The sequence below is a fragment of the Pseudomonas sp. CHM02 genome, assembly GCF_000612585.1.
Taxonomy (GTDB): Bacteria; Pseudomonadota; Gammaproteobacteria; order Pseudomonadales; family Pseudomonadaceae; genus Aquipseudomonas.
The window spans coordinates 1-15,782 of sequence record NZ_JFCA01000065.1 but is presented as its reverse complement, the minus strand read 5'-3'; the positions used below and the strand labels follow the sequence as shown (position 1 = coordinate 15,782).

Annotated in this window: 17 protein-coding genes; 7 read left to right on the top strand and 10 right to left on the bottom strand. The window is 60.6% G+C overall.

Translation table 11 applies throughout. The annotated features are described in order from the left end of the window. The first annotated feature begins 3 nt into the window (after nucleotides 1-3). Nucleotides 4-669 carry a methionine ABC transporter permease gene (locus BM70_RS0128045; protein WP_025859098.1) on the top strand — a complete coding sequence of 222 codons (666 nt, stop codon included), beginning with the start codon at nucleotides 4-6 and terminating at the stop codon, nucleotides 667-669. A 29-nt stretch (nucleotides 670-698) separates the two neighbouring features. Continuing rightward, complete coding sequence (locus BM70_RS0128040; RefSeq protein WP_025859097.1) at nucleotides 699-1,469, top strand: MetQ/NlpA family ABC transporter substrate-binding protein; 771 nt, start codon at nucleotides 699-701, stop codon at nucleotides 1,467-1,469. A gap of 102 nt (nucleotides 1,470-1,571) precedes the next feature. Here BM70_RS0128040 and soxR read toward each other — a convergent pair whose 3' ends face one another. Then, nucleotides 1,572-2,021 carry a redox-sensitive transcriptional activator SoxR gene (gene soxR, locus BM70_RS0128035; RefSeq protein ID WP_025859096.1) on the bottom strand — a complete coding sequence of 150 codons (450 nt, stop codon included), beginning with the start codon at nucleotides 2,019-2,021 and terminating at the stop codon, nucleotides 1,572-1,574. Between the two features lie 100 nt (nucleotides 2,022-2,121). On the opposite strand from soxR, the gene BM70_RS0128030 reads away from it, so the two are divergent. Further along, nucleotides 2,122-2,487: an antibiotic biosynthesis monooxygenase gene (locus BM70_RS0128030; protein ID WP_025859095.1), complete on the top strand. Its 366-nt coding sequence runs from the start codon at nucleotides 2,122-2,124 to the stop codon at nucleotides 2,485-2,487. Here BM70_RS0128030 and BM70_RS0128025 read toward each other — a convergent pair. The 4 genes from BM70_RS0128025 to msuE all read right to left on the bottom strand — a co-directional run bounded on the left by BM70_RS0128025 (nucleotide 2,476) and on the right by msuE (nucleotide 6,742). Continuing rightward, on the bottom strand, nucleotides 2,476-3,579 hold the full coding sequence (locus BM70_RS0128025; RefSeq protein WP_025859094.1) for a sigma-54-dependent Fis family transcriptional regulator: 1,104 nt from the start codon (nucleotides 3,577-3,579) through the stop codon (nucleotides 2,476-2,478). The genes BM70_RS0128030 and BM70_RS0128025 overlap by 12 nt on opposite strands. Before the next feature lie 11 nt (nucleotides 3,580-3,590). Beyond that, on the bottom strand, nucleotides 3,591-4,778 hold the full coding sequence (locus BM70_RS0128020) for an acyl-CoA dehydrogenase family protein (RefSeq protein WP_025859093.1): 1,188 nt from the start codon (nucleotides 4,776-4,778) through the stop codon (nucleotides 3,591-3,593). Between the two features lie 248 nt (nucleotides 4,779-5,026). Next, a complete protein-coding gene (ssuD, locus tag BM70_RS0128015; protein WP_010211585.1) occupies nucleotides 5,027-6,169 on the bottom strand; it encodes an FMNH2-dependent alkanesulfonate monooxygenase in 1,143 nt (380 codons plus the stop codon). A gap of 9 nt (nucleotides 6,170-6,178) precedes the next feature. Next, entirely contained in the window at nucleotides 6,179-6,742 is a 564-nt protein-coding gene (msuE, locus tag BM70_RS0128010; RefSeq protein ID WP_025859092.1) for an FMN reductase, read from the bottom strand. A gap of 384 nt (nucleotides 6,743-7,126) precedes the next feature. On the opposite strand from msuE, the gene BM70_RS0128005 reads away from it, so the two are divergent. From BM70_RS0128005 to BM70_RS0127995, 3 genes are all read left to right on the top strand, one after another. Continuing rightward, on the top strand, nucleotides 7,127-7,396 hold the full coding sequence (locus BM70_RS0128005) for a hypothetical protein (protein WP_025859091.1): 270 nt from the start codon (nucleotides 7,127-7,129) through the stop codon (nucleotides 7,394-7,396). Nucleotides 7,397-7,629: 233 nt separating this feature from the next. Further along, a complete protein-coding gene (locus BM70_RS0128000) occupies nucleotides 7,630-8,790 on the top strand; it encodes a cysteine desulfurase family protein (protein ID WP_025859090.1) in 1,161 nt (386 codons plus the stop codon). A 49-nt stretch (nucleotides 8,791-8,839) separates the two neighbouring features. Continuing rightward, complete coding sequence (locus tag BM70_RS0127995) at nucleotides 8,840-10,648, top strand: aminopeptidase P family protein (protein ID WP_025859089.1); 1,809 nt, start codon at nucleotides 8,840-8,842, stop codon at nucleotides 10,646-10,648. Here BM70_RS0127995 and BM70_RS0127990 read toward each other — a convergent pair. Beyond that, nucleotides 10,641-11,549 carry a LysR family transcriptional regulator gene (locus BM70_RS0127990; protein WP_025859088.1) on the bottom strand — a complete coding sequence of 303 codons (909 nt, stop codon included), beginning with the start codon at nucleotides 11,547-11,549 and terminating at the stop codon, nucleotides 10,641-10,643. The genes BM70_RS0127995 and BM70_RS0127990 overlap by 8 nt on opposite strands. A gap of 124 nt (nucleotides 11,550-11,673) precedes the next feature. On the opposite strand from BM70_RS0127990, the gene BM70_RS0127985 reads away from it, so the two are divergent. Beyond that, nucleotides 11,674-12,651 (top strand): zinc-dependent alcohol dehydrogenase family protein, encoded by a 978-nt coding sequence (locus tag BM70_RS0127985; RefSeq protein ID WP_025859087.1) that lies wholly within the window; start codon nucleotides 11,674-11,676, stop codon nucleotides 12,649-12,651. On the opposite strand, the gene BM70_RS0127980 is transcribed toward BM70_RS0127985, so the two are convergent. The 4 genes from BM70_RS0127980 to rhtA form a co-directional block, all read right to left on the bottom strand. Next, the gene (locus tag BM70_RS0127980) at nucleotides 12,648-13,238 is read right to left on the bottom strand and encodes a 2-hydroxychromene-2-carboxylate isomerase (RefSeq protein WP_025859086.1); all 591 of its coding nucleotides are present in this window, start codon (nucleotides 13,236-13,238) and stop codon (nucleotides 12,648-12,650) included. The genes BM70_RS0127985 and BM70_RS0127980 overlap by 4 nt on opposite strands. Before the next feature lie 36 nt (nucleotides 13,239-13,274). Beyond that, nucleotides 13,275-14,006 carry an SDR family oxidoreductase gene (locus BM70_RS0127975; RefSeq protein ID WP_025859085.1) on the bottom strand — a complete coding sequence of 244 codons (732 nt, stop codon included), beginning with the start codon at nucleotides 14,004-14,006 and terminating at the stop codon, nucleotides 13,275-13,277. A 111-nt stretch (nucleotides 14,007-14,117) separates the two neighbouring features. After that, nucleotides 14,118-14,399, bottom strand: a complete 282-nt coding sequence (locus tag BM70_RS0127970) for a hypothetical protein (RefSeq protein ID WP_016980214.1) — start codon at nucleotides 14,397-14,399, stop codon at nucleotides 14,118-14,120. 163 nt (nucleotides 14,400-14,562) lie between these two features. Beyond that, nucleotides 14,563-15,450: a threonine/homoserine exporter RhtA gene (gene rhtA / locus BM70_RS0127965; RefSeq protein ID WP_025859084.1), complete on the bottom strand. Its 888-nt coding sequence runs from the start codon at nucleotides 15,448-15,450 to the stop codon at nucleotides 14,563-14,565. Nucleotides 15,451-15,782 lie beyond the last annotated feature (332 nt).

The following is a 15,782-nucleotide window of genomic DNA, read 5'->3' as shown; positions in this document are numbered from 1 at the left end:
TGCATGACTGAACTGTTCAAGAACATCTACTGGGCCGACATCGGCCAAGCCTGCCTGGAAACCCTGAGCATGCTCGTGGCTGCACTGGGTTTTACCGTGCTGCTGGGGCTGCCGCTGGGCGTGCTGTTGTTTCTCACCGGCAAGCGCCAGTTGCATGAGGCGCTGGTGGTGTATCGGTTGCTGTCAGTGGTGGTCAACGTGCTGCGTTCGCTGCCGTTCATCATCCTGCTGATTGTGTTGATCCCGCTGACCACCTTGCTGGTGGGCACGTCCCTCGGTGTGCCGGGCACCATCCCGCCGCTGGTGGTGGGCTGTACGCCGTTTTTCGCGCGGTTGGTGGAAACCGCGCTGCGTGAAGTGGATCGCGGTGTCGTCGAGGCCACCCAATCCATGGGCGCCAGTACCTGGCAGGTGATCCGCCACACGCTACTGCCAGAGGCCCGCGCTGGCCTGCTGGCGGCGGTGACCGTGACCGCAATCGTGCTGGTGGACTACACCGCCATGGCTGGGGTGATCGGTGGCGGGGGCCTGGGTGACCTGGCGATTCGCTACGGCTACCAGCGGTTCCAGACCGACGTGATGGTGGTCACCGTGGTGCTGCTGTTGGTGCTGGTGCAGGCCCTGCAAATGACCGGTGACCGTTTGGTGGCGCGTTACAGCCGCCGTTGATTCCTATAACAACTGCCTTTGGAGCACGTATGAAAAAGTCCCTGGCCATTTTGGCTGCTGTCCTGTCGTTGAATGCCTTTGCCAATGAAAAGCTGGTGGTCGGCGCTACGCCTGTGCCCCATGCGGAAATCCTCGAATTCGTCAAACCGGTGCTGGCCAAGGAGGGGGTGGACCTGCAGATCAAGGTCTTCACCGATTTCATCCAACCCAACCAGCAGTTGGCGCTGAAGAATATCGACGCCAACTATTACCAGTACCGCCCCTTCCTCGATGACTACAACATGACCCGTCACACCGACCTGGTGCCGGTGGTGGGCGTGCATATCGAGCCATTTGGCGCTTATTCGACCAAGATCAAAAACATCTCGGAACTGAAGGACGGCGCCACCGTGTCGATCCCCAATGACCCGGTCAACACCGGCCGCGCCCTGGTGCTGCTGGATGAAGCCGGCCTGATCAAGCTCAAGGACCCGAGCAACACCCTGAGCTCCCCACGTGATATCGCGGAAAACCCCAAGCACCTGAAAATCCGTGAACTGGAAGGCGCCTTGCTGGCCCGCTCGGTGAGCCAGGTGGACCTGGCGTTTGTGTTTGCCAACTACGCGCTGGAGGCGGGGATCGACACCAACAGTGCGTTGATCGTGGAGAAGGGCAAGTCCTTGTACGTTGAGTACCTGGTCGCACGGCCGGACAACATCAACGACCCGGGTATCCAGAAGCTGGCCAAGGCGTTGAACTCCGATGAAGTGCGCCAGTTCATCCTGACCCGTTACAAAGGCCAGATTGCCCCTGGTTTCTAAGAATTAAACACACATTCCTGTAGAGCCCGGCTTGCCGGCGATAGCGTCCTTTTGACCGCCATCGCCGGCAAGCCGGGCTCCTACAATGATTGGGTTTTCAGGTCATGCGGTTGGGGTAGGTTCCAGCAATTGAGCCCCCGGCCCACGCTCACCCAACTGATCATCCTGATTGCGCAACGGACACGCCTCCAGCGACAGACACCCGCAGCCAATACAGCCACTGAGCTTGTCGCGCAGCAGCATCAGCTTGTTGATGCGTTCATCCAGGTCCTCTCGCCACAACGCCGACAAACGCTCCCAATCCTGGGCGTTGGGCGTGCGCCCATCCGGCAGCGTCTGCAACGTCTCGCCAATCGTCGCCAGCGGGATACCCAAGCGCTGGGCGATCTTGATCACCACCACCCGCCGCAATACATCCCGTGGATAGCGGCGCTGGTTGCCGGCATTGCGATTGCTCTTGATCAGCCCCTTGGCTTCGTAGAAATGCAGGGCTGTGACGGCCACACCGCTGCGCGCGGCGAGTTGGCCGACGGTGAGTTCCTTGTTGAGCATGAAAAACTCCCAGACAACGCTTGACCTTGACTTAACTAGAGGTTTTACCCTGCGTGGCATCGAATCGCAAGATTCTGCCTACAGAGAAAGGGGAGTGTTCATGCAGGTATCAGAGAAAAATCGCAGCTTCACTCAATTGATCGAGTTTCAGATCGAACCCCAGCAACAACTGGCCCTGGTGACGGCCTTGACCACCCAAAGCGAGCGCCTGGCCCAGGGCCATGGCGGCTTTATCAATGCGAGTGTGCAGGTCAGTGATGACGGGCGGCGGGTACTCAATTACCTGCAATGGCGCTCGCGCGAGGATGGCGAGGCGGCTTTCAAATGCTTCGAGCACGGCGAGGAAGATTTCTGGACGCTGATTCGCGCCCACCAGGCCACGGCCGTGACGTTCGGTTCATTCCAGGTGCTGCGCAGTTTCGAGCGCAGCCATGACAACGCGTTGCACTGCCGACTAAATGGATAGGTGCAACATGCGCTCGCCCTGCACGTTTTCGCCTGGACGACGCTTGTTCACCGCCAGCTCGCCGATCTTGATCAGGCGCGTGCGCGTGACGTTGCGGCTCAAGCCCAGCAGGTTGGCGGTGTGCACCTGGTTGTAATGGCTGAAACGGTAGGCCGCGCGTAACAGGGCGTCCTCGACCTTTTCATGCAGGGCGCCGGCCTGCTCTTCGAACAGCTTCTGAAAGGCCCGCGCCAGCAATGCTTCGGCGCTGTTGTCGGTGCCGTGCTGGCTGTCGTCCTGACGCTCGATGCGCATGTTCGACAGACGCAGATCGTCGCGCTCGATCACACCGTTACGGCAGATCAACAGGGTGTGGTGGATCACGTTTTCCAGCTCACGGATATTGCCGGGCCAGCTGTAGCTTTTGAGTTTGTGCTCGGCCTCGCGGCTGATCGTGATCGGGCCATAGCCCAGGCGCTGGCTGTAGGCTTCGATGAAGTGTCGGGTCAGCGGCAGGATATCCCCCGGCCGGTCACGCAACGGGCTGAGCTCCAGGCTGACCACGTCGAGGCGGTAGTAGAGGTCTTCGCGGAAATGCCCGGCATTGATGGCCTTTTCCAACTGCACGTTGGTGGCGGCAAGCACCCGCACATCAATCGGAATGCTCTTGCGCGACCCCAGGCGCACCACTTCACGCTCTTGTAATACGCGTAGCAGCTTGACCTGGATCGCCATCGGCAAATCGCCGATCTCATCCAGGAACAAGGTGCCGCCGTCGGCTTCTTCGAACCAGCCGGCCTTGGCACTCAGGGCACCGGTGAACGCGCCTTTTTCGTGGCCGAACAGTTCAGCTTCCACCAGGGATTCGGAAAACGCGCCGCAGTTCACCGCCACGAACGGCCGGTTTCGCCGCGCGCTGAGGTTGTGGATATGCCGTGCCACCAGCTCTTTACCGGTCCCGGTCTCGCCGATGATCAGCACGCTGGCTTCGCTGGGCGCCACTTGCTGGATGTGGTCGAGCAGCGCCTGGGATTTCGGGTCTTCGAAGACTTGGGCTGTGGCGCGGATCGACGTGGCGAGGGCGGGCGAGGGCGGTAGGGTCAAAAGCTGCATGGGCACCTCTCTTAGGAATAGAACGTTGGAATCGGCAGGGACTGGTTCAACGCCCAATCCCCCAGTTCATGGAGCTTGTAGTCCACCGGGTCGTGCAGGGTCTGCGTGCGCAGGTTGCGCCAGTGACGGTCCAGGCGCAGTGACGCGTGGGTGGAGCGTGCGCCGGTGACTTCGAACAGGCGGCTGCACAGGTCCAGGCCCTGGCGGGTCGCGGCGACTTTGGCGGTGGCGATCGCAATAGCCAGTTGGCCGCGTTCGCTTTCGCTGAGGTTCGGGCCCTTTGCCCACGCCTGGTCGAGCAACTCGGCGGCGCGTTCCACCAGCAGGCGCACACCTTCCAGGGCGACCCAGAATTCGCCGTAGTGATGCAGCACGTAAGGGTCCTGGCGCACATCTTCGGCGCTGGATTTATGCCACGAGCGGGTTTCGGTGAGCGTGTAGTTGCGCGCTTCTTCGAAGGCGCCTTCGGCAATACCGAGGAACATATGCGTGAAGGTCAACTGGGCGATCAACGGGCGCAGGCAGGCGAAGGGCGTGCTCAGCGGGCCTGGGTCGAGCAGCAATTCCGATTCTTCGACGCGCACCCGTTCGAAGCTGGCGCTGCCGCTGTCGGTCTGGCGCTGGCCGATATTGTTCCAGTCATTGTGCAACGTAATGCCGCTGCGACCGCTGGGGATGGCTGCGATCAGCAGTTTGCCGCCGGCGGTTTCATCCACCGCCGAGGCGATCAGCATTTCCGAATCGCTGGCGCCGGAGCAGAAGCTCTTTTTGCCGGAGAACTCGCGCCAGCCACCGAAGTCCTTGACCACTGTGCGCGTATCCAACGGGTTGAGGGCGTTGCCCCAGAACCAGTTTTTGCGTGCGGTCTGTTCGAACCAGGGCTGCCATTGGTCCGGGCGCGAAAACAGGCGCACGGTGGCGAGCATCAGATGGTGAAAGCCGAAAACATGGGCGATGGAGCTGTCGACCTTGGCGAACTCGCGCACGATACCCAGGGTGTCGCTCCAACGTGCACCGAGGCCGCCATACTGGGTGGGAATGCTCAGGGCCAGCAGGCCGCTCTGGCGCAAGGCGTCGCGTTCGGCTTTGGGTGTGCCACCGCGCTCGTCACGTTCGACGGCGGTGAGGGCGAATTCGGCGGCCAGCAGTTTGGCGGTCTGCAACGGGGAGGGCAGGACGCTGTGGGGTTTGGCGGTCACGGGGTTTCCTCTATTTGCCTTGTAGGCGCTGGCTTGCTGTAGTGGGCACGCTTGCTGTGGTGAGCAGGCTTGCTGCGGTGAGCAGGCTTGCTGCGGTGAGCAGGCTTGCTGCGGTGAGCAGGCTTGCTGTGGTGAGCAGGCTTGCCCTGCGCTGGGCTGCGAAGCAGCCCCCTTGCATCGGCGGCGAACCCGTCGGGGGACAAGCCCCACTCACCACAGCAAGCCGGCTCCTACAGAAGAGCTGCGGTTCAGGCCTTTGTCGTCGGCAATACATCGTTGGCAATCATTTCGCCGAACGGGCCAGTGAGGTTGGTAACGCCGCGCCCGGCAAGGCTGGCATAGGGTTCCGGCAGCAACGGGAACACCAGCTCGGCAAAGCGATAGGCCTCCTCCAGGTGCGGGTAGCCGGAGAAGATAAAGCTCTCTATCCCCAGGTCCGCGTATTCCTTGATGCGCTCGGCGACTTGTTGCGGGTTGCCGACCAACGCGGTGCCGGCACCGCCGCGCACCAGGCCAACGCCGGCCCACAGGTTGGGGGCGATTTCCAGGTTGTCGCGGCGCCCGTCGTGCAGGGCGGCCATGCGGCGCTGGCCTTCGGAATCAAAGCGCGAGAAGGACTTCTGCGCCGCTGCGATGGTTTCGTCGCTGATGTGCTCGATCAGCTTATCGGCGGCTTTCCAGGCGTCCTCTTCGGTCTCGCGCACGATCACATGCAGGCGGATGCCGAACTTCACGGTGCGCCCGTGGCGTGCGGCACGTTCGCGTACATCCGCGAGCTTTTCCGCGACGGCGGCAGGCGGTTCGCCCCAGGTCAGGTACACATCGACCTGCTCGGCGGCGAGGTCGTGGGCGGCATCGGAAGAACCGCCGAAATACAGCGGCGGATAAGGCTTCTGCACCGGCGGGTAAAGCGCCTTGGCGTTCTGTACGCGCAGGTGTTTGCCTTCGAAATCCACCGATTCGCCCTGCAACACCCGACGCCAGATTTGTAGGAATTCGTCGGAGACTTCGTAACGTTCGCTGTGGTCGAGGAAGCTGCCGTCGCCGCGGTTCTCGTCGGGGTCACCGCCGGTCACCACGTTGATCAGCAGGCGGCCGTTGGACAGGCGATCCAGGGTCGCGGCCATGCGCGCCGACACGGTAGGCGAGATGATGCCCGGACGAATCGCCACCAGGTAACGCAGGCGTTCGGTCAACGGCACCAGCGCCGAGGCGATGACCCAGGAATCTTCGCACGAGCGGCCGGTAGGAATCAGCACGCCGTGGTAGCCCAGGCTGTCAGCCGCTTGCGCGACTTGCTTCAGGTAATTGAGGGTGACTGGCCGTGCACCTTGGGTGGTGCCCAAGTAATGACCATCGCCGTGAGTGGGCAGAAACCAGAAAACATCCATGACAAATCCTTAAGCGATTTTCAGCAGAGAGGGGGAGTGCGCAGCGAACAAAGGCGCTGCACGTTCTGCCGCCAGTTGAATACGGGCTTTCAATAGTTCGCTGGTTATTTGGTAGTCGGTGAAGTCCGCTTCGGTGGCATACACGCCGATGGGCAGGGTCAATGCCTGGAAGAAGCTGAACAGCGGGCGCAACTGGTGATCGAGGACCAGCGCGTGGCGTTCGCTGCCGCCGGTGGCTGCGAGCAATACGGGTGTGTTGATCAGGGCATTCAGGTCGACCAGATCGAACAGATGCTTGAGCAAACCTGGGTAGGAACCGCGATAGACCGGCGCGGCCACGATCAGCAGGTCGGCCTGTTCGATAGCCAACAGTTGCGCTTCGACGTGAGCAGGCAACTCATCGCGCGACAGCGCGCCGCCCAGGGGGCGGGCAATGTCACCCAGTTCGATCAGGGTGGTCTCGATCGGCAGCAAGGTGGCGAGTTCGGCCAGCACGGCCTGGGTCAGCACGAGGGTGCGGGACGGGCGCCAGGTTCCGCCGGAGAGGGCAACGACATTCAGGGGACGGGTCATGAACAGTTCCTTTTTCAACAGTGGTGCATAGCAGGTGGGTGCAACCTGTTGAGCAAGAGCTGTACCAACGGGCGCAGGCCTTGATTGGCGTGGGTTGCAGGCTCACGGCTGAAAAATGCTGCTGTTGGCTGCCTGGTGATTTGTTGAATAGCTGTTGCCGGGGCAACAGTTGCGTGAGCAACAGTGCCGGTGTTGTGTAGCGACATTTATAGAGGGTTAGGTTTATTCCGTAAATGAACGTATTTCCATATTTATAGATCTTAAGTGAATATGAGGGGGCCAAGGTGGTTGATAGCAACTATCACGGGAGGTGATTTTTCACCGCGCAACGGCGGGAGTAGCCTGTGTTCATTGACTCGAAACCTCCTTCGCAGGCCCGTCGCCATGAACCGATTCCTCGCCGTTTCCTTATTGATTGCCAGCGCTGTCCTTGCCGGATGTGCGACCCATTCCTCACCTGAATTACGCCCTTACACTACCGAAGAAACCAAACAGTTGGCTCTGGAAGCGTTGAGTCGGCGTGGTTTGTCGTTTGATGAATATCAACAGCAGCGCGCCGCACTGACCGGCCAGCCGCAGAAACCCTTCGGCTTTGATCGCCAGGGTGAAATGAACGCCGAGCGCAATGTGACCCTGCATGGTCGTCCGAGTTGAGCCCGCGCCAGTTGGTAGAAAGCCCGAGGTTTCGCTTAAGGAACCTCGGGCTTTTTGTTTTCCATGGGGTGACTTCAGCCTGTTAAGCTGAATTTCAGGAGCGTTCCTACGCACATTTACATAAAGTGGTCCTTCTTTAATGGCATTCGATCGGTTAAACCTGACGACCTCTGTCCCGGTCCATGCCCCTGAGACGCTGCTCTCGGGAACCTGCTCTGCGAGTTTTTAACGTCATGAATAAACGTCCGCTGTATTTCGACTACGCCGCCACCACCCCGGTGGATGAGCGGGTCATCCAGGTAATGGTCGAGTGTCTGGGCTTCAATGCCAATTTCGGTAACCCCGCGTCCAGTTCCCATGCGTTCGGCCAGGCGGCCCGGCAAACGGTTGAACAGGCGCGTCGCCAGGTGGCTGGGCTGGTCGGTGCCAACCCTGAACAAATCGTCTGGACTTCCGGCGCCACGGAATCCAACAACCTTGCGATCAAGGGCGTGGCCCAGGCGCGGGGCGTGGCGGGTGGGCATATCATCACCAGCCAGATCGAGCACAAGGCCACCCTGGATACCGCGCGACAGCTGCAGGAAGCCGGCGTGGCCGTAACCTACCTGGTGCCGGATACCGATGGCTTGATCAGCGCCGATGCCGTCAGCGAAGCCTTGCGCGAGGACACCTTCCTGGTGTCGCTGATGCTGGTGAATAACGAACTGGGCACCCTCAACGATATCCCGGCCATTGGCGCTCGTGTGCGTGAACACGGCGCGTTGTTGCATGTGGATGCGGCACAGGGGGCGGGCAAGGTGGCAATCGACCTGGCACAGTGGCCGGTGGATTTGATGTCGTTTTCGGCCCACAAGCTGTATGGCCCCAAAGGTATCGGCGCTTTGTACGTCGGGCCACGGGCGCAACAGAAAGTTCTGGCGCAGATTCACGGCGGCGGCCACGAAGGCGGTCTGCGCTCCGGCACCTTGGCGACGCATCAGATTGCCGGCATGGGTACCGCGTTCGCCCTGGCGGCCGCGTCTTTTGCCGAAGAAAAGGCGGTGATCGTGGCCCTGCGCCAGCGCCTGCTGGACCAGTTGGCGTCGGTGGCCGGTGTGCGTCTCAATGGCAGCGCCACGCAACGTATTCCACACACCCTGAGCCTCACGTTCAGTGAAGGTGAATTCAATGCCGCTGCGTTGAGCGCGGGGATCGCGTTTTCCGCGACGTCCGCCTGCAATTCGGCGAGCAACGCGCCGTCCCATGTGCTGCTTGCCCTGGGCCATGACGCACGCAGCGCCGGGCGCACCATTCGCTTGAGCCTGGGCCGGTTTACCACCGAACAGGATATCGACCAGGCAGTGCAGTTGATCAAGGCAGCCCTGGCCAGTGCACCGGCTTTTTGGGCGGTCTGATCCATTTATCGCAACACATAATAATTATTTGTGGTTAGCAGGAGACACAATGAGTACGCAGCCCTTGACCCATGGAACGGTTCCCCAGCGCTTGGCGCATACCCGTGAACTGATGAGCCGCGAGGGCATCCACGCCCTGCTGGTGCCGTCGGCCGACCCGCACTTGTCCGAATACCTGCCGGGTTACTGGCAGGGCCGGCAATGGTTGTCGGGGTTTCATGGTTCGGTGGGAACGTTGATTGTCACCGCGGACTTTGCCGGTGTGTGGGCCGACAGCCGCTACTGGGAACAGGCGACCAAGGAACTCAAGGGCAGCGGCATCGAACTGGTCAAGCTGCAGCCGGGCCAACCCGGCCCGCTGGAGTGGCTGGCCGAGCAAACGCCGGAAGGGGGCGTCGTCGCGGTGGACGGTGCGGTCATGGCCGTGGCGTCGGCGCGCACCCTGGGCGGCAAGCTGGCGGAGCGCGGTGCCCGCCTGCGTACTGATATCGACCTGCTGGATGCAGTCTGGCAAGACCGCCCGGCATTGCCGGACCAACCGATCTATCAACACCTGCCACCACAGGCCACCGTCAGCCGTGGTGAAAAACTCGCCTCGCTGCGCACCGCCTTGCAAGAGAAGGGCGCCGATTGGCACTTCATCGCGACCCTGGATGACATTGCCTGGCTGTTCAACCTGCGCGGTGGTGACGTTTCATTCAACCCCGTGTTTGTGTCCTTTGCGTTGATCAATCAGCAGCAGGCCACGTTGTTCGTGGCGCTGAGCAAAGTCGACGCCCAGCTGCGGGCTGTGCTGGAGCAGGATGGCGTGACGCTGCGCGACTACAGCGAAGTGGCTGACGCGTTGCGCGCGGTGCCGGCGGGCGCCAGCTTGCAGGTCGACCCGGCCCGTGTCACCGCTGGTTTGCTGGAAAACCTGGATGCTGGCGTCAAGCTGATCGAAGGGCTCAACCCGACCACATTGGCCAAGTCCCGCAAGAGCCTGGCCGACGCGGAACATATCCGCCAGGCCATGGAGCAGGATGGCGCGGCGCTGTGCGAATTTTTCACCTGGCTGGACAGTGCGCTGGGGCGAGAGCGCATCACTGAACTGACCATTGACGAGCACCTGACCGCCGCGCGCACCCGTCGCCCCGGTTATGTGTCGCTGAGTTTCAACACCATCGCCGCCTACAACGCCAATGGCGCGATGCCGCATTACCATGCCACTGAAGAAGAACATGCGCTGATCGAAGGTGATGGTCTGTTGCTGATTGACTCGGGTGGCCAGTACCTGGGCGGCACCACGGATATCACGCGGATGGTGCCTATCGGCACACCGAGCGAGGAGCAGAAGCGTGATTGCACCCGTGTGCTCAAGGGTGTGATCGCCTTGTCCCGTGCACATTTCCCGAAAGGGATTCTTTCGCCACTGCTCGACGCCATTGCTCGCGCGCCGATCTGGGCGGAAGGCGTGGACTACGGTCACGGTACCGGGCATGGCGTAGGCTATTTCCTCAACGTGCATGAAGGTCCGCAAGTGATTGCCTATCAGGCGGCTACTGCTCCGCAAACGGCGATGCAGCCGGGGATGATCACCTCAATTGAGCCAGGTACTTACCGTCCGGGCCGGTGGGGCGTGCGCATCGAGAACCTGGTGCTGAACCGCGAAGCGGGCAAGACCGAGTTCGGCGAGTTCCTCAAGTTCGAAACCCTGACCTTGTGCCCGATCGATACGCGCTGCCTGGAACCCTCGTTGCTGACGGCGGACGAGCGCGAGTGGTTCAACGCCTACCACGCTGAAGTGCGCGCGCGTTTGAGCCCGTTGCTCAGCGGTGCCGCGCTTGAGTGGTTGCAGGTACGCACTGCCGCTATTTGATCGCCTGCAGTTCAGGAGCCTGGGCCAAGGCGTCGGCCATATAGTCGACGAACGCCTTGACCCGGGCCGACTGGCGACGGTTGGGCGCCGACACCGCATGGATCGGTAGCGACTGTGGGGTGTAGTCCTGCAACAGCGCGACCACGCGGCCGGCTTTCAAATCGTCGTAGAACAACCACAGGGGCGACAGCGCAATGCCGAGCCCTGTCAACACCATCTCCCGCACCGCCTCGGAGTTGTTGCTCTGGGCGTTGCCGGCGATGCGTACGCTGTGCCGCTTGCCATGTTTTTCGTAAACCCAATGGTTCTGGCTGCTGAGCAGGTTGAAGAGCAGGCAGTTGTGCTGGCTGAGGTCCTGCGGGGTTTTCGGTGCGGGATGCCTGGCAAGGTAGGCAGGGCTGGCCACGGTGACACGGTGGGTGGTGCCGATCTGCCTGGCGATCAAACCGCTGTCGCGCAACTCACCAATCCGCAAGGTCACGTCCAGGCCTTCGCTGACCATGTCCTGGAGGTGATCGTTGAGTTGCAGGTCCACGTGCACGTCAGGGTAGTGCTGCAGGAAATCGCTGAGGCGCGCAGCAATCTGCAGGCGCCCGAAACTCACTGACGAACCGACGCGCAAGGGGCCGGCGATTGCCTCTTTGCCGGTCTGGAAACTGTGTTCGGCGGCGTCTACGGCGGCGAGGATTTCGCGACAATGGCTGTAGTACCGCTGACCTTCGTCGGTCAGGGACAGTTGGCGCGTACTGCGGGCAATCAGCTTGCCACCCAGTTCGGTTTCCAGGGCGCGCAGGATTTTGCTGATGGTGGGTTGGGTGGTCTGCATTTCCCGAGCGACGGCGGAAAAGCTGCCGCGTTCGATCACTCGAACGAAAATCGCCATTGCGTTGAGTTTATCCATGAGCTGTCCGATTCATGCCGAATGGGCATGGGTACTATAGCTTCATGGCGTCTTATCGGCATGAGTCGGCACATGGATCATGGGGCTCATTCTTCTATGACGCGAGATCACCAACATGACTGATATGCACGCCTTGATTGTGGACGCGGTGGATGCTCCGTTTCGGCTGGCGACAATCCCCAAACCGGTGGCCGGCGCTGGCCAAGTGTTGGTCAGGATTCGCGCCAGTGGCCTTAACCCATTGGACGGCAAAATCCGTGCAGGCCAGGCTGCCCATGCCCGGCAACCATTGCCGGCGGTACTCGGTCTGGACCTGGCCGGTACTGTCGAAGCTGTTGGCCCGGACGCCGGTGAGTGGCAGCCGGGGGATGATGTGTATGCGTTGGCGACCGGGATCGGCGGTGCACAGGGCTCATTGGCCGACTATGCGGTCGTCGATGCCCGTTTGCTGGCGAAGAAACCTGAGGGCTTGAGCATGCGTGAAGCGGCAGTGTTGCCGCTGGTGCTGGTTACGGCATGGGAAGGATTGGTGGACCGGGCTCGTGTAGGTTCCGGGCACAAAGTGTTGATTCAGGGTGGTGCGGGCGGTGTAGGACATGTCGCAGTGCAATTGGCGATTGCCTATGGCGCACAAGTCTATGCCACCGGCTCCGCCAGGCATCGTTCGGTCATCGAGGGTTTGGGTGCGACGTTCATCGACTACCAGCAGCAGTCGGTCGAAGCGTATGTCGCGCAGTACACCGCAGGCGAAGGCTTCGACATTGTGTATGACACCGTGGGTGGGGAAACGCTGGATGCATCCTTCCGGGCAGCCAGGACCTATCACGGGCATGTGGTGAGTTGCCTGGGATGGGGGCAACACAGTCTGGCGCCGTTGTCGTTTCGTGGGGCGACCTACTCGGGTGTGTTTACCCTGTTGCCGTTGTTGACCGGTAAGGGCCGTGAACATCATGGGCAGATACTGGCCGAGGCGGCGCGGTTGATCGACGCCGGCAAGCTCAAGCCGATCATGGACGAGCGTCAATTCGATTTGCACAGCGCAAACGCCGCTTACGATCTGCTCGCAAGCGGCGCGCAAGGGCGCTTGGCGATCGAGATTTAACTCAGGGCTTCGCGCACGAAATCCAGACGGTCCTGACCGAAGAACAGCTGTTTGCCTACAAACATGCTGGGCGCACCGAACACGCCACGTTGAACGGCCTGTTCGGTGTTGTTTTTCAGGGCAGCCTTTACGCTTTCGTCATTGGTCAAAGCCAGCACTTCATCGGGGTCAAACCCGTGCTCGATGAGCACGGCAGCCACCACGGCGGGGTCTCCCATGTGACGGCCGTCTACCCAGAGTGCGTGGAACAGGCAATCGACGAAGGCCTGGAAACGTTCAGGGTGGTGCAATTGGATGCCGGTGATCGCACGCATCAGCATCAGGGTGTTGATGGGAAAGTGCGGGTTGAACCGGAGCGGTACGTTGTAGCGACGGGCATAACGCGCCAGGTCATCAAACATGTAGCGACCTTTTGCGGGAACGGTGATTGGAGAGGCGTTGCCGGTCGCCTTGAACACGCCGCCCAACAGCATGGGCTTGTACACCAGCTGCGTACCGGTTGCCGCGCACAGCGCCGGCAGTTGGGTGTAGGCCAGGTAGGTGGCAGGGCTGCCGAGATCAAAGAAGAATTCCAGGGTTTTACTCATGGTCGATGCTCGCTGCTTATTGTTATGGGGGCGTGCTTACCAGGGTTCATTCCAGGGGCGCAGGTCCAGTTCAAAGGTCCACGCATCGCGAGGTTGGCTGTGCAGGTACCAATAGTTATCGGCGATGTGCTCGGGATTGAGGATGCCGTCCTGGTCCTTGAGCGCGTATTTCTGCGGGAAGTTGTCACGAATGAAGTCGGTGTCGATGGCGCCATCGACCACGATATGGGCGACGTGGATGTTCCTCGGGCCCAATTCCCGCGCCATGCTTTGCGCGAGCGCCCGAATACCATGCTTGGCCCCGGCGAATGCGGCGAAGCCTGCACTGCCGCGCAATCCAGCGGTGGCGCCCGTGAACAGGATGGTGCCGCGATTGCGCGTGACCATGCGCTTGGCCACTTCGCGTGCATTCAGGAAGCCGGAGAAACAGGCCATTTCCCAGATCTTGAAATACTTGCGCGCGGTTTCTTCGAGGATGCTGCAAGGCACGTTGGCGCCGATGTTGAACACGAAGGCTTCAATCGGGCCCAGTTGGGTTTCGATTTGTTCGATCAGCGCGATGACGTCGTCTTCCTTGCGCGCATCGCAGGCAAATCCATGGGCTTCTCCGCCGGCTGATTGAATGCTGTCTACCAGCGGCTGCAGTTTGTCGGCGCTGCGGCGGGTGACACAGGCCACATAGCCTTCGCGGGCGAAGCGTTTGGCAATGGCCCCGCCGGTTGCATCACCAGCGCCCACTACCAATACGATTTTCTTGTTGTGCGTCATGGGAACTCCGTTTGCTCGATGGTCGAGCAGGAGTTTAGACGCAGCGCCGCGAAGAGCCGGGTTTGTATCTGGAATTTAATAGGAGCAGTCAGGGGAGGACTGCTCGAGCGATTACTTGCAGATGACGATCATGCTGCGGCTGGTGTAGCCGGCAGGGTTGAGGCCAAAGGGGTAATCCCCCGGTTCCTCGGAATTGTCACCGGACTTTGCGATTACCCGGTAGCCCTTGGCGCCACACGAGTTGGTCGCACTGGTGTAGCACTGGTCCCAGGAAGAAGACAGGCCGGAACAGTTGATATGCAGCCCTTTTTTGCCACGTTTCACTTCTGTCTTGGTGGTCGCGGCACAGCCAGCAATGGCCATGACCATTAACAGTATCAAAATTCGCTTCATTCCTATCCTTAATAGCCACCTCGTATGCTAGAGGCTGGCTCTACTCGCTCTCGGGTGTAGCGTTCGCGCTGTCCTTGTCGAAATTCTCCATGAATGACATTCGTTTACGGCTTAAACATGGCCTAAATGCGCGCTAAATACCAGAGCTACATTCAAACAGGCTTCAATCCGCTGGAACCAACGGCTTTGACTCGCTGCGCATCGTCACCGTGGCCCCTACGGAGGCCAGGATGATGCAGGTGATTGCCAGCCATTGTGCGAGCGACAAGTGTTCGTGCAGGAAGAGCAGGCCGGAAAGCGCGCCGAAGGCGGGTTCGATGCTCATGAGGGTGCCGAAGGTGCGAGCGGGCAGGCGCGTCAGTGCGACCATTTCCAGGGTGTAGGGCAGGGCAGTGGACAAAATGGCAACGCCGATGGCGACCGGAATCAACGCAGGCGTCAGCAATGCGCTGCCTGCGTGGACGATACCGATAGGCGCGACAAACAATGCAGCGATCATCACACCAAGCGCGGCGGTCTGGACGCCGTTGTCGTTACCGGCCTTCTGGCCATAGAGAATGTAGAGTGCCCAGCAGACGCCAGCGCCCAGAGCGTAGGCTGCGCCCAGCAGGTCGATACCGCTGCTGGCTTCGCCCATGGGGATGAGCAAGAGAAGGCCGATGATTGCCAGGGCGATCCAGAGGAAATCCACTGCGCGCCGGGAGGCGTAGATGGCGACGGCGAGTGGCCCGGTGAATTCGAGGGCGACGGCAATCCCCAAGGGCACGCTGCGCAAGGACATATAGAAGAGGAAGTTCATGCCACCCAATGCCATCCCATAGACGATAACGGTGCGCAGGGATTTGGCTGTCAGCTTGGCGCGCCACGGGCGTAATAGAAGCAGCATGATCACGCTGGCGAAAATCAGGCGCAGGGCCGTGGTGCCTTGTGCGCCGACGATAGGGAACATGCTCTTGGCCAGCGAGGCGCCGGACTGGATGGAGGCCATGGCGATCAACAGCAGGCCGACCGGGAACAATATCGAAGCCAGGCTGCGGGGGGAGGTGGTCATTGAGGGTGTTCGTCCGAAGTCATATATAAGAGAAACGTGGGCGCTATGATGCTTAACTGTTTGGTGTTGAGCAATATATTGCTCAACTATCCTTTTCGACACCTTATCTGAGGGGGATTTGGAGGTTTTCAGGTTCTTTGATAGAAAAAGCGAATTAAGGGTTGACGGCAGATTCTGGAAGTCTATAATTCGCCCCACTTCCGGCGCAGTCGAAACGGAAAACTCCTTGGTAAACAAGTAGTTACGCAGGATTCGACAGCGACTTGCTTCAGTTCATCGAAGCCCAGAAGGAGTTGGTAGAGCAGCGTTGTTCGGCTCTATTAACGTTTCGG

Coding starts and splice junctions, on each gene's coding strand:
- BM70_RS0128045 (WP_025859098.1), top strand. CDS start 4: ATGACTGAACTGTTCAAGAACATCTACTGGGCCGACATCGGCCAAGCC.
- BM70_RS0128040 (WP_025859097.1), top strand. CDS start 699: ATGAAAAAGTCCCTGGCCATTTTGGCTGCTGTCCTGTCGTTGAATGCC.
- soxR (WP_025859096.1), bottom strand. CDS start 2,021: ATGCTCAACAAGGAACTCACCGTCGGCCAACTCGCCGCGCGCAGCGGT.
- BM70_RS0128030 (WP_025859095.1), top strand. CDS start 2,122: ATGCAGGTATCAGAGAAAAATCGCAGCTTCACTCAATTGATCGAGTTT.
- BM70_RS0128025 (WP_025859094.1), bottom strand. CDS start 3,579: ATGCAGCTTTTGACCCTACCGCCCTCGCCCGCCCTCGCCACGTCGATC.
- ssuD (WP_010211585.1), bottom strand. CDS start 6,169: ATGGATGTTTTCTGGTTTCTGCCCACTCACGGCGATGGTCATTACTTG.
- msuE (WP_025859092.1), bottom strand. CDS start 6,742: ATGACCCGTCCCCTGAATGTCGTTGCCCTCTCCGGCGGAACCTGGCGC.
- BM70_RS0128005 (WP_025859091.1), top strand. CDS start 7,127: ATGAACCGATTCCTCGCCGTTTCCTTATTGATTGCCAGCGCTGTCCTT.
- BM70_RS0128000 (WP_025859090.1), top strand. CDS start 7,630: ATGAATAAACGTCCGCTGTATTTCGACTACGCCGCCACCACCCCGGTG.
- BM70_RS0127995 (WP_025859089.1), top strand. CDS start 8,840: ATGAGTACGCAGCCCTTGACCCATGGAACGGTTCCCCAGCGCTTGGCG.
- BM70_RS0127990 (WP_025859088.1), bottom strand. CDS start 11,549: ATGGATAAACTCAACGCAATGGCGATTTTCGTTCGAGTGATCGAACGC.
- BM70_RS0127985 (WP_025859087.1), top strand. CDS start 11,674: ATGCACGCCTTGATTGTGGACGCGGTGGATGCTCCGTTTCGGCTGGCG.
- BM70_RS0127980 (WP_025859086.1), bottom strand. CDS start 13,238: ATGAGTAAAACCCTGGAATTCTTCTTTGATCTCGGCAGCCCTGCCACC.
- BM70_RS0127975 (WP_025859085.1), bottom strand. CDS start 14,006: ATGACGCACAACAAGAAAATCGTATTGGTAGTGGGCGCTGGTGATGCA.
- BM70_RS0127970 (WP_016980214.1), bottom strand. CDS start 14,399: ATGAAGCGAATTTTGATACTGTTAATGGTCATGGCCATTGCTGGCTGT.
- rhtA (WP_025859084.1), bottom strand. CDS start 15,450: ATGACCACCTCCCCCCGCAGCCTGGCTTCGATATTGTTCCCGGTCGGC.